The organism is Aquirufa sp. (genome assembly GCF_044377215.1).
GTDB lineage: Bacteria > Bacteroidota > Bacteroidia > Cytophagales > Spirosomataceae > Aquirufa.
The window spans coordinates 1-12,921 of the sequence record NZ_JBILJM010000001.1; the positions used below are offsets into that span (position 1 = coordinate 1).

12 protein-coding genes are annotated in these 12,921 nt (G+C 40.7%); 4 read left to right on the forward strand and 8 right to left on the reverse strand.

The window, feature by feature from the left end; genetic code table 11:
• The 7 genes from ACIQ6T_RS00005 to ACIQ6T_RS00035 all read right to left on the reverse strand — a co-directional run.
• A partial coding sequence (locus tag ACIQ6T_RS00005) for an LON peptidase substrate-binding domain-containing protein (RefSeq protein ID WP_395782925.1) occupies positions 1-1,001 on the reverse strand: 1,001 nt, incomplete at its 3' end.
• Between the two features lie 94 nt (positions 1,002-1,095).
• Entirely contained in the window at positions 1,096-1,557 is a 462-nt protein-coding gene (locus ACIQ6T_RS00010) for a DUF6702 family protein (protein ID WP_395782927.1), read from the reverse strand.
• A gap of 29 nt (positions 1,558-1,586) precedes the next feature.
• On the reverse strand, positions 1,587-2,966 hold the full coding sequence (rseP, locus tag ACIQ6T_RS00015; RefSeq protein ID WP_395782929.1) for an RIP metalloprotease RseP: 1,380 nt from the start codon (positions 2,964-2,966) through the stop codon (positions 1,587-1,589).
• Positions 2,967-2,968: 2 nt separating this feature from the next.
• Positions 2,969-4,132, reverse strand: coding sequence for a 1-deoxy-D-xylulose-5-phosphate reductoisomerase (locus ACIQ6T_RS00020; protein ID WP_395782931.1), 1,164 nt, complete (start codon positions 4,130-4,132; stop codon positions 2,969-2,971).
• A complete protein-coding gene (locus ACIQ6T_RS00025) occupies positions 4,129-4,743 on the reverse strand; it encodes a rhomboid family intramembrane serine protease (protein WP_395782933.1) in 615 nt (204 codons plus the stop codon). Before ACIQ6T_RS00025 ends, ACIQ6T_RS00020 begins: the two co-directional genes overlap by 4 nt.
• 60 nt (positions 4,744-4,803) lie before the next feature.
• Entirely contained in the window at positions 4,804-5,781 is a 978-nt protein-coding gene (locus ACIQ6T_RS00030) for a polyprenyl synthetase family protein (protein ID WP_395782935.1), read from the reverse strand.
• Between the two features lies 1 nt (position 5,782).
• Positions 5,783-6,997: an NADH-quinone oxidoreductase subunit D gene (locus tag ACIQ6T_RS00035; RefSeq protein WP_395782937.1), complete on the reverse strand. Its 1,215-nt coding sequence runs from the start codon at positions 6,995-6,997 to the stop codon at positions 5,783-5,785.
• Positions 6,998-7,182: 185 nt separating this feature from the next.
• Between ACIQ6T_RS00035 and rpmG the strand changes: the two genes are divergently transcribed.
• The 3 genes from rpmG to ftsY all read left to right on the forward strand — a co-directional run bounded on the left by rpmG (position 7,183) and on the right by ftsY (position 8,611).
• Complete coding sequence (gene rpmG, locus ACIQ6T_RS00040) at positions 7,183-7,365, forward strand: 50S ribosomal protein L33 (RefSeq protein ID WP_395782939.1); 183 nt, start codon at positions 7,183-7,185, stop codon at positions 7,363-7,365.
• A gap of 18 nt (positions 7,366-7,383) precedes the next feature.
• Positions 7,384-7,536, forward strand: a complete 153-nt coding sequence (locus ACIQ6T_RS00045; RefSeq protein ID WP_109324168.1) for a DUF4295 domain-containing protein — start codon at positions 7,384-7,386, stop codon at positions 7,534-7,536.
• Positions 7,537-7,630: 94 nt separating this feature from the next.
• Positions 7,631-8,611, forward strand: coding sequence for a signal recognition particle-docking protein FtsY (gene ftsY / locus ACIQ6T_RS00050; RefSeq protein WP_395782941.1), 981 nt, complete (start codon positions 7,631-7,633; stop codon positions 8,609-8,611).
• On the opposite strand, the gene ACIQ6T_RS00055 is transcribed toward ftsY, so the two are convergent.
• Positions 8,612-10,282, reverse strand: a complete 1,671-nt coding sequence (locus ACIQ6T_RS00055; RefSeq protein WP_395782943.1) for a glutamine--tRNA ligase/YqeY domain fusion protein — start codon at positions 10,280-10,282, stop codon at positions 8,612-8,614.
• Positions 10,283-10,539: 257 nt separating this feature from the next.
• Between ACIQ6T_RS00055 and ACIQ6T_RS00060 the strand changes: the two genes are divergently transcribed.
• Positions 10,540-12,891, forward strand: a complete 2,352-nt coding sequence (locus ACIQ6T_RS00060) for a T9SS type A sorting domain-containing protein (protein ID WP_395782945.1) — start codon at positions 10,540-10,542, stop codon at positions 12,889-12,891.
• Positions 12,892-12,921: the final 30 nt, after the last annotated feature.

Sequence of the window (12,921 nt, forward strand, 5' to 3'; positions counted from 1 at the left end):
ACCAAAAGCTCCACATAATTCATGAGCATCGGGTATTCGGGTGACATGGAATTGGTACGCTGCAATTTGGCAAGTTCCTTGTGAAAGAAATCATTGACCTCTTTTGTCCACTTTTTCTTAGCTGCCTTCGCCCGCAATCCATCCAGTTCTTGCTCCGGACTTTCTACACCTAACTCTTCCTGTAATACTTTGATTTGTTGGCGTATGTAATAATCCCGCTGCTGCTGATCAATATCACTTGAAGCCTTGCTCTGAATTTCCCGCTTTAATTCAAGTAACTGAATGTCCGTAAGCATGTGACCCAGTAACCTTGTCGCTTGGCCTATCCCATCTAATGTTTCCAGAAGAGCCTGCTTTTCAATTAACTCAGCATTAATATTAGAGGAGAGAAAATGTACCAAATACGAATTGGACTCAATATTATCGAGCGCAATTTGAGCTTCACGCGGAATCTCAGGGTTTAGGTTTAAGATCTTAGTTGCGTTTTCCTTTAAAGTTGATATCAAGGCTTTGTTTTCCTTGTTTAATTTTTTGGGAAAAGTATCTTCAATATAGGCTACTTTGGCAATTAAATTAGGCTCAGTTTTAATGTAATTTTTTACCTCAAAACGCTTGCGACCTTGGACAATAATCGTCGTATTTCCACCAGGCAACACAAACATTTTAATGATGTGACCCACCGTTCCGATTTTGTATAAATCATCTGGCTGAGGTTCTTCCTTGGAATTATTTGCTTGCACTAAAACTCCGATGGTCCGATCTCCTTTATAAGCTTTCTTAACTAAACGCACAGATTTTTGTCGGCTTACCGTAATCGGAATCACCATCCCTGGAAACAAAACAATGTTGCGAATGGGAAGTATCGGTAATTCCTCTGACAAAACGCCCATTTTGTCATCCTGCCCCATCCCCTCTGATCCGATCGGAATCAATTCTATATTCTCAAAATCAGACATGTCTGATACGCGCAAATGCTTAAAAAGGTCGTTTGAATTATTCATACACACTATTTATAAATTCCCCCTCGATTTAATTCCCGAAGTGGGACTCTAATTATCAATTTTCATGCCACATGACCATTTGGCAGACATTCACCTATTCAAGCCGTTGAACCCATTCGTTTTTACGGAACAAATAACTTCGTTTTTGGGCATTTCGTACTACTTGTAATAAATTAGTTTGATCAGGGAATGAGTCGGCCAACAAGCTATTTTCAATAAAAACACCGGATAGTTCTTGGTCAGATGGAATTTCGAGATAAACCCAGATCATATCGTCAACAGACTCCCAGCCAATCCATCGGTAAGGGGTAGTTCTTTTTTGATTAACCTGAATGCCAAAATAATTTCGGACGTATTTCTCTAAAATGGGATCGACTTGCGGGTTTTTTTGAAATGAAAATGGGGATCCGGTAAATTGACTTATACCTAAAGTTAAATCATCTTCAAAAAGCCGAATGCTGATTTCCCATACTTTATCTTTTGCATTATAGATGCAATCACCCACACTAGAATGGAATGGATGCAACGAACGCCCAAAAATGGGCGTCGTCATCATCATCAAAAGAATTAATACAGTTCTCAATATCAGAAAAATGCCTTAAAAATATCGTTGCCAAATGTATAGGCCATTAAGGCTAACAAAATTAACATTCCTACTTGTTGGGCCTTTTCTAATACCTTTTCAGATGCAGGTTTACCTGTAATCATTTCAAACAATAAGAAAATAGCATGGCCTCCGTCTAACGCAGGAATAGGAAGAATATTCATGAAGGCCAAAGCCATGGATAATAAACCCGTCAACATCCAAAAGCGATTCCAATCCCAAACACCGCCAAACATCTGTGCAATTCCAATGGGACCGCTCAACGCCTTCGAAGCAGAAACATCGCCTGTTGCAATTTTCTTAAAACCACGCACATTATCCGAGATGACAGAAAAAGCACGTCCCGTTCCGATACCCATGGCCTCGCCGAAACTATAATCATCGTGTTTCATTTGGAGCAACAACTCAGGCGCAAATCCAATTTGACCAGTTTTAGCGACAACCATCTCTAAGGTATCTGCTTTCCCTTGGCGTAAAATACCCAAGCGAATTGGTTTTCCTGCCTCTTTCGAAATCGCATCCTTTGCTTCATGATAAAAATGAATCGGCGTTTGATTAACGGAGGTAATGTAATCCCCCTCTTTTAATCCCGCTGAAAAAGCCGGCAACATCTCCCCCGCAGATCCACCAAACATGGACGGCTCTTCAGGTGCCGCAACCGCTGCCACTTTAAATGCAGATATTGGCTCAATGAATCCAGCTTTTTTATCACTTAATTTCTCAATAAAATCAGATGGAATTTTAACCTCAAGTGTCCGATCACCTCGTAAGACGGTGTAAGAAGAATTATCGCCCAACAATACATCCGATGTACGCAAGTCGGCAAGCGACTTAAAATCCGCACCGTTTACTTTCACGATCCTATCGCCGGTTTGAAGACCAATTTCCTTGCCCAACTCCAGCGCAACAATCCCGTTTTTATTTAATTCATCCTTTGAAATATAATTATTTCCATTTGAATACGTCAAACAAACAAAAATGACCACACCTGTAATGACATTGATAATTACACCGCCCAACATAACAATCAATCGTTGCCAAGCTGGTTTCGCGCGGAATTCCCACGGTTCAGGCTCTTTAGCCAAGTCGGCCGCATCCTGAGTTTCATCAATCATACCAGCAATCGATACATATCCTCCCAGCGGAAACCAACCGAGACCATATTCGGTATCACCAACCTTCTTTTTAAACAAAGCAAAATTTAAGACCGTTGGGATTGGAAAAAGAAAATCAAAAAACAGATAAAATTTTTCTACCCGCATTTTAAACCATTTTGCCGTAATAAAATGGCCAAATTCATGTAACGTTACCAAAATCGACAGTCCTAAAATCAACTGCCCTGCCATAATCAAACCTTCCATACCTAGTGCTTTAATTTAGAAACCCATTCCTGGGCCATTATTCGTGTAGTTTTATCTGTATTAATGTAATCCTCTAAACTCGGAGAGGACAAAAAAGTTCCCTGATCCATGCAAGTTGCCAACAAATCTGACATCTGCAAAAATCCAATTTGATCTTTTAGGAAAGCGTCAACGGCCACTTCATTGGCAGCATTTAAAATACAAGGCATATTGCCTCCTTTTTCTAACGCTTGAAAGGCAAGGCCTAAATTCCGAAATGTTTCAACATCCGGTTGCTCAAAAGTCAAGGATGCGTAGTCTTTAAAATCAAATCTTGGAAAATCCGCCTGCATTCGATTAGGATACCCTAACGCAAATTGGATAGGCAATTTCATATCGGGTAATCCCAATTGCGCCTTGATCGAGCCATCCTCAAATTGAACCAACGAATGAACTATGGATTGTGGATGAACTACCACATCGATTTGAGAAGCATGCACATCGAATAACCAAGCGGCTTCTATCACCTCCAAGCCCTTGTTCATGAGACTAGCAGAGTCAATGGTAATCTTTGCCCCCATGGTCCAATTGGGGTGTTTCAATGCTTGCGCACGCGTCACCTGCTCTAAATCTCCACGCTTCTTTCCTCGGAATGGACCTCCTGAAGCAGTCAATATGACCTTTTCAATCGGATTGTGCGACTCCCCCATCAGACATTGAAAAATGGCTGAATGTTCCGAATCTACGGGCAAAATAGGCACACCCATTTCTCGCGCTAATGGCATAATAAGTGCTCCTGCGACAACCAATGTTTCTTTATTGGCTAAGGCTATTGGCTTTCCTGCTTTGATTGCTTTCACAGTAGGAAGTAAACCAGCATATCCGACCAAAGCAGTCAAAACAACATCTACATGTTCGTAACAAACAACCTCTTCCAATGCTTCTGCTCCAACTAAAACTTGAATATCTGTTCCTGAAAGCGCATTTTTGACGAACGCATATTTCGCCTCATCCCCAATCACCACGTGTGTTGGATGAAATTTTATTGCTTGTTCAACTAATAAATCCGCGTTTGATTGAGCTGTTAATACAGAAACCGCAAAGGCATCTGAATGTTGTTGAATAACCGCTAATGCTTGCGTTCCGATAGATCCTGTCGACCCTAAAATGGCGATCCGTTTTATCATAGCATGGCTTTAATTTGTTGAACAAATGTTACCCAAACTTGCGGGTAAGTCAATGTCATGAAAACAATGCCATAAAGCGCTCCGTATAAATGAGCTGAATGATTTACATAATCGCGTCCACGCTTATCCATTTCGATCGAATACCACGTGAACAATCCTGCATAGATAAATCCGGGAATACCTAATAGGCCAAAGAGATAAATTTTCTCGGTAGGAAAGAATAAAATTCCGGCAAAAATGACGGCCGAAACTGCTCCTGAAGCTCCTAGGGAATTAAAATATGGATTTTTTTGCTGCTTGAAATACGTAGGTAAATCGGCTGCAACGATAGCTGACAAATAAAATAGCACGAACATGGCCACCCCATATCCAGGAAATATCATATTAAAAATGTACTCTAATTGACCCCCAAAAAAGTAAAACGAGAACAGGTTAAAAAACAAATGGGTAAAATCGGCATGGATAAAACCGGAAGTAATAAAACGCCAATATTCACGCTTTTTGGAAATCCGATATGGATTCATGGTCATCGCGCTCATCCAGCTAGACTTTTGCATAGCTAATACTGAGATAGCCACGGTAATTCCCATGATTAGTAAACTAATTGACATTGATTGATCCATAACATAAAAAGCTCCGCAAGGAAGTTTTGACAAGACTACAAAACTACACTAAACTTCCCGATCAACCAACCCAGCCATAAACTTGCGTAAGGCTGATTTTTTATCCGGTTCGATGGCTAGTAACCCAACGGCTTCAAATGCCTGATCAAAATAAGCATTGATTTTGGCCTCCGTTTCTTCTCGAATACCCAAATCCGTGTAAAGTTGCGTCACAGCGCGGACTTTTTCGAGCGGATTTGGATTTGACTTATTGACCCAATTTGTGAGTTCAGTTAATTGATCTCGTTTGGCCGTTTCAAAAGCGCGTATCAACAAATAGGTTTTTTTATTTGCTAGGATGTCTCCACCCACTTGCTTGCCAAATTTCTCGGGGTCACCGTAAACATCTAGTAAATCATCTTTCAATTGAAAGCCTAATCCAACCGCTTCTCCAATCGCATACAAGGCCTGGGAAGTTGGCCTATCCATTTCTGCCAAAATTGCCCCCATCTCCATGGATAACCCGATTAAAACCGAAGTCTTTAAACGGATCATTTCAATGTATTCTTCCACGCTAACTTCTGTTCGCGTCTCGAAATTCATGTCCATTTGTTGGCCCTCACAAACCTCCGCAGCCGTCCGATTAAAACGCGTCAATAAATACTGATAGGCAGTTAAACTTAGATGATCGCATTGATTCAGATATTGATACGCATTGACGAGCATGACATCACCCGAGAGAATTGCGATGTTGTCATTCCATTTTTCATGTACGGTTGGCTTGCCCCTTCGAAGGGGTGCTTTGTCCATAATGTCGTCGTGCATCAGGGTGAAATTGTGAAAAATTTCAATCGATAAAGCCGAAGGAACAACTTTTTCCCAGTCTGATTTAAATAAAGAGTAGCTCAACAAACATAAGACGGGGCGAATACGCTTCCCTCCCAATTGCATGAGGTAATGAATTGGATCATACAATTCTTTGGGCTCCTTACCCATTTGTTGGCGACTAATCTCTGCCTCCAAGGCAGGTAAAAATGCGTGTGTCATATTATCTATCTACTTCGCCCATGACTAAATCCATGGAACCGATGATGGCTACTAAATCTGCTAAATAGGCCCCTTTGGCCAAATCTGGTATCAAGGAAAGGTGGTGAAAAGAGCAGGCACGCACTTTCATCCGCGCAGGAATGTCTGATTTTCCATCGGCTCGAATAAAGAAGCCGAGTTCTCCTTTGGGATTTTCAGCCCGCACATATATATCTTGTGCAGCTGGTCGTATTTTTTTAGGAACAAATTCCTGGGGATTAAATTCTTTTGTACGTTTATGTACTCCAGTTAGCGCTTCTAAACACTGCTCAATGATTCGAATAGATTCAATGCATTCAAGTACGCGCACATGATTTCTATCCCAGCAATCACCCGTTTGACCGTGTAACCCTGCCCCGACAGGAATATCAAATTCCAATTCAGGATAAACGGAATATCCGTCCACACGCCGTAAATCAAATGCCAAACCTGAACCGCGTAATACCGGTCCAGTGCAGCCTGTATTTATGGCTAGATTTAGGGGTAAAACACCTACATTGGCCGTACGCTTAATGAAAATACTATTTCCTTCTACGATTTGTTGGACTTCCTGAATCGTATTTTTTAACACGGGAATTAATTCCGCGGTACGTTCTTCAAAACCTACGGGTAAATCGTAAAATAATCCACCAACCCAAACGTAATTATATAACATTCTGGCACCGGAAAGCCATTCTAATAAGCGTTGGATATGTTCCCGATCCCGCATGAGCCATAAAAATGGTGTGTATGCACCAATATCTAACCCATAAGTCCCAACAGCGACAAAATGTGAAGCGATGCGATTTAATTCTGCGACTAAAACACGAATGTATTCAATACGTTTGGGTAGCGTCCCCGTGATACCTAACATCTTCTCGATACCCATCACGTAGGCGTGTTCTGAGTTCATGGAGGCCATGTAATCGAGACGATCTACATAGGGAATGATCTGATTATACGGAAGGGATTGGGCATGTTTCTCGAAACATCTGTGCAAATACCCTAAGTGAGGAACAACGTCAACAATGAGTTCTCCATCGGATATGACTTCTAAACGTAATACGCCGTGGGTTGACGGATGCTGAGGCCCGATCGAAATAATCATCTCCTCGGCTTTCAGGTTGGCCAAATCATATTGATTAGGATCTGAAAGCTGAAAATTATCCGGACGGAAATCGTATTGAATTGAATTCATTAAACAAAAATGAAGAAACTAAAGGAGAAATAAAAGCCTCATTGGTGTATTTGAGAGGCCTATGCCTGAACCCAAGAAAATTTATCAGGTTTTTACTATATATTTTCAGCAAAGCCTTTGGCGAAAAAAATAATTCTTCTACCTTTGCAGTCCGTTTCGAATAGAGGCGTAACCAAATTACAATTATGGCAAAGAAAGGAAATCGTATTCAAGTAATCTTAGAATGCACGGAGCACAAAGAGTCGGGGCTACCAGGGATGTCACGTTACATCACGACGAAAAATCGTAAAAATACAACTGCTCGTATTGAGTTAAGAAAATATAACTCTGTATTGAAGAAAGTTACTCTACACAAGGAAATTAAATAGGTTTAATACCCAGGAATTATGGCAAAGAAAGTAGTTGCAACACTAAAGAAAGAAGGAGGCGTTAAGTACGCTAAAATCATCAAAGCGGTTAAAAACCCTACGACAGGCGCATATACCTTCAAAGAAGAAATCATTCTTCAAGATGAAGTAAATGCAGCGTTGAAAAACTAGTTTTTCGTCGGCACATTTTTAGCTAGAATATTTGAAGTCCCTTCATCAGGGACTTTTTTTTATTACCTTCACCTCATAAAATACGCACAAGCGGATGGGATTATTTGATTTTTTCAAGAAGAAGCCGGCTCCTGAGGAGCAAGCGGACCTCGAGCAGGCCTTGGATAAGGGTTTGGAAAAGACCAAGGAAGGCTTGATTTCAAAGATGGGCCGTGCGGTTTTGGGGAAATCCAAAGTTGACGATTCCGTCTTAGATGACCTGGAAGAAATTCTATTAACATCGGATGTTGGCGTAGCAACCACGTTAAAAATTATTGAGCGGATTGAGCGACGTGTGGAACGCGATAAGTTTGTTTCTACAGAGGAATTAGATCAAGTATTACGCGAGGAGGTTGCGGCGTTGTTGGACGAGAACAAATCATACGACATCGAAAATGCTTTTGCAGAACCTACCCAAAAACCCTATGTGATCATGGTGGTGGGTGTTAATGGAGTTGGAAAAACGACGACCATTGGAAAATTAGCCTCGCAGTTTCATCAAAATGGATTAAAGGTTGTTCTAGGAGCTGCGGATACATTTCGTGCAGCAGCGGTGGACCAATTAAAACTTTGGGGCGAGCGCGTGGGTATCCCAGTTATTGATCATGGAATGAATACAGATCCAGCGGCTGTGGCATATGATACGGTGAAACAGGCCGTGGACATGCAGGCTGATATTGTGATTATTGATACGGCTGGCAGATTGCATACCAAAGTCAATTTGATGACTGAACTAGGGAAAATCAAACGTGTGATTCAGAAATTTATTCCTGATGCGCCGCATGAAGTATTACTCGTGCTGGATGGATCTACGGGCCAAAACGCCTTTATTCAGGCGCAAGAATTCACGAAAGTAACAGAGATCACGGCACTCGCAATAACCAAATTAGATGGAACTGCGAAGGGTGGAGTTGTAATTGGAATTTCGGATCAATTCAAAATTCCAGTTAAGTATATTGGAGTTGGCGAAAAAGTCTCCGACTTGCAAGTGTTTAACAAGACCGCTTTTGTCGATTCCCTTTTCGCTAAAAAATAATTACTTCTTTTGTTCTTTCGCCCAGGTATCTTTTAATGATACAGTCCGATTAAATACTAAATGATCTGGAGTTGAATCTTTGTCCAGGCAGAAATATCCTTTTCGGATAAACTGGACCGCTTCTTCAATTTTTGCTTCTTTCAAACTTGGCTCTACGTATACTTGGGTTAGCACCTCGAGTGATTCAGGATTGATGAATTTTGTAAAATCATCTCCTAATTCCCCAGCATCCTCCACGATAAGCAAACGATCAAATAAACGAACTTCTACTTGAACTGCATGTGAAATTGAGACCCAATGAATCGTTCCTTTCACATGTATGCCTGAAGTATCTTGGCCTGACTTAGACTCGGGAATATAAGTTGCATGAATCTCCTTAACAGAGCCATCGGGGTTCAATTCAAATTGATCACACGTAACAATATAAGCCCCCTTTAGTCGAACTTGAAGGCCAGGCCCCAATCGGAAGAACTTTTTCGGAGGGTCAACCATAAAGTCATCACGCTCAATGTAGAGTTCTTTGGTAAATGGAACAATACGTTTACCTGTTTCAGGATCTTCTGGATTGTTTTCAATCATTAAATCTTCGACTTGACCATCTGGATAATTTGATATAATTAACTTGATAGGATCCATGACAGCCATGACCCGGTCAGCCGATTTATTCAAATCCTCACGGATACAGAATTCCAACAAACTGATGTCAATTAGATTATCACGTTTCGCAACACCGATTCGATCGCAGAAATTTCGAATGGATGCGGCGGTATACCCGCGCCGACGCAATCCTGATATGGTAGGCATCCGTGGATCATCCCATCCGCTTACTAATTTCTCATTCACCATTTGAAGGAGTTTTCGCTTACTCATCACCGTATGCGAAAGATTCAAACGAGCAAACTCATATTGATGCGTAGGAAAAATCTCTAGTTTATTAATAAACCAATCATAAAGCGGTCGGTGCACATCGAACTCAAGCGTACAAATGGAATGTGTAATTCCTTCCATGGAGTCACTTTGGCCATGCGCAAAGTCATACATGGGATAAATACACCATTGACTTCCCGTCCGATGATGCGGGACATGCCGAATACGATACATTAATGGGTCGCGCATGTGCATATTTGGATGGGCCATGTCAATTTTTGCCCGCAACACTTTAGCGCCATCCGGGTATTCTCCGCCGCGCATGGCTTGGAACAAAGCCAAATTTTCACCTACTGAACGATCGCGAAAAGGACTATTTGTCCCGGGTGTTGTAGGTGTACCTTTTAAAGCAGCGATTTCCTCAGCTGAAGAATCGTCTACATATGCCAAAGACTTTTTGATAAGAGCTGTGGCAAACTGATAGATTTGCTCGAAATAATTGGAGGCATATAATTCATTGGCCCATTGAAACCCTAGCCAAGAAACATCGTGTTTGATGGACTCCACATATTCCGTTTCCTCAGTCATTGGATTGGTATCGTCGAAACGCAAATTTGTACGACCACCGAAACGTTGCGCGAGACCAAAATTCAAACAAATACTTTTGGCATGGCCAATGTGTAAGTACCCATTAGGCTCGGGTGGAAATCGAGTGAAAACTCCATCAGGATATTTGCCAGCAGCCAGATCATCTTGAACAATCTCCTCTAAAAAATTCAACGGCTTCGATTGCAACTCTTCCATTTAATCAATGATTATTAAAACTAAAATACTACTTCAGATAATTTAAATTCCTTAAACTTGGAATCAAGCTTCAAATTTAAACAATATTTCATGAATGCCGACAGTCAATTCTCATAATTCCATGAATGAAAAAAATGGACAAAAAGTGACCTAACGATAAATTTCTTCTTTTAATCAGAAAAAAATTTTTAACTTGTGGCTTGGAAAATTAGAAGTAAAAAAAATCCAAATCATCTACTCAATTATTTCTTACGATAATGACTAAATCTTTTAAAATCAACCTCTTTGCAGCCCTTGTGTTATTGGCTAGCACTACCGTGTGGGGGCAGGTAGCTAAAATCGAAAACAAAATCGGATCAATAGTGGTCAGAGGAGTAGACAAATACGCTAGCAAATTTACTGCAACAGGATGCCCCAGCCCTTACACTTACGATTGGCGTTTTGAATCAGCAAACGGAATTGTAACTGGATTGGAAGACTCTTGGGATTTAGCGTACGGCACTGGAACGGGAGCTGATGGCCTCGTTAATGTTCAAACTGTCGTTTTAAATGACCCAGCAAGTGATGGTAAAGACCCATATTCATATTTTGTAAGATGTAAGGGGCCCAATGGTGCATTAGGTCCTGAAACGCGTGTAACAATTCAAATGATTCCACGCATAAGTGATTACAAGCCAACTATCTCAGTACAACGCTTAGAATGTTCAGATGCGGACGATACTAACACGGGTACAACCCGTTTGCGTGCGGATGGTTGTATTGGTGCGACACGATGGGTAACCCCATTAGGCACTGTTTGGAATGCTGGAGATGAGTATTTAACACTGAGCGGTAACTTATTTCAAGAAGGAACCTACACTGCAGAATGTAAATTTGATAATGTAGTTGGCTTAGATGGATTTTATTCTCAAAAAGGATTTAGATTTGGTTTAAGACGAGCAATTGGCGCACCAAATGTATCCATTTCAGCAGTAGGCCCACCTGATTCCTTTACTAAGGAGGTTTGTAAGGGGGAAAGTGTTATCATTAACTCAAATTATGATATTAATAAGTATAGGCCATATATTGACGTCAATTGGCTTGTTGAAGAGGCAGAATCAAGAGGCTTATATGGTGCAGCAGCGCGTGGTGCTACGGGAGCAGATACTGAAACATTAACAGCTAAGTTAATTGCAGATAACAGCCGGGGTAAATACTTTATACAGTTAAGACCAAAAGATGCAGAGTGTCCAATTAAAACATCAAACGAAATTTTGTTGTGGTATATTAAGCTACCGAAGCCAACAATCGTTGGAAATCCAAAATACTGTCTAGATGCAACAACTACTTTAGCAGTAAAAGATTCAGCATTCGTAATTAATCAAGGTTACCAATATAACCCATTTGATGCGGCAAATAGTAAGCCAACTAGACCTGCATCTTTCAACTGGTTTGTAAATGGAGTTGCTGCTCCTAATTATGGAACGAAACCTACCTTTGTAATTGGCAGCAATGTGTCTGTTTCTGTCAACTATGTTTCAAACTATGGTTGTACGTCAGATAAATCTGATTCGGTAGCGGTAACAAATTATGAACGTCCGGTTAAGCCAACCATCAAGGCATTAACTCCTACTGGATTCTGCGAAGACAAACCAATTCAAGCCAAATTAGAAGCATCAGACTTGCCTAATGGCCAATTGACTAAGTATTTGTGGAATAACGCATTGACAACTAAAATTATTGATATTTCAAAAATAGGATTCTTTACAGTTCGTACGATAGACACCTTAGGTTGTTTCTCATTGCCATCTGATACGACAGAAATAAAAGTATTCAAACTTCCTGCTGCACCGACTGTTGCGGTAGAGAATGGATTATCTCCGATTTTCTGCCAACGTTCTGATGCAGACTTTAATGTATTCAACTCAGTTAACTTAGTTGCCACCACCAATTTTACGACAAACTGGTTCATTAATAAAGGAACAAACTCCATTTCTACAGGTAAGGTATATACAGGTGTACGAACTAGCGGTTCATATTCAGCTAAAGTAACTGACGGAAATGGATGTATCTCCTTATTCTCAAGCGAAATTAAAGTTATCGCACAAGAGAATCCAGTATCAGCATCAGCATCAATTGTGAAGGAAGGTGTCTATACTTTAAAGGCACTTAACTTCCTTGCAACTGATGGAGCAGGTAAAGGAGGAGATTACGAATGGAAATTTGGTACAACCTTATTAACTCCAAAATCGTTTATCACCAAAGTGAAAACAGCTGGTGACTATACCGTTAGAAGAAGATACGCTTACGTTATCGAAGGTACTCCTTTAAATTGCTTCACCAAAACAGTTAGCTACAGCTACGCTGTTGATCCTGAATTCTCAGGTGTTGCGATTTATCCAAATCCAGCAACAGCAGGAAACATCGATATTCAAATACTAGAGGATTGGACAAATGCTGATGTAACTATCTTCGACATGGTCGGTCGTGCAGTATTCTCAGGTAAATTAGAAAATACACTAGGAACCAATAAACTAAATGTTTCTGGCCTAGCAAACGGAATTTATATTTTGCAAATCAAAGCAGCAGGCGATAAATCGTTTGTTGGCAAGATCATCGTAAGCAAATAAATCAACCCAATTAATCTAAAGCCGCTCTTT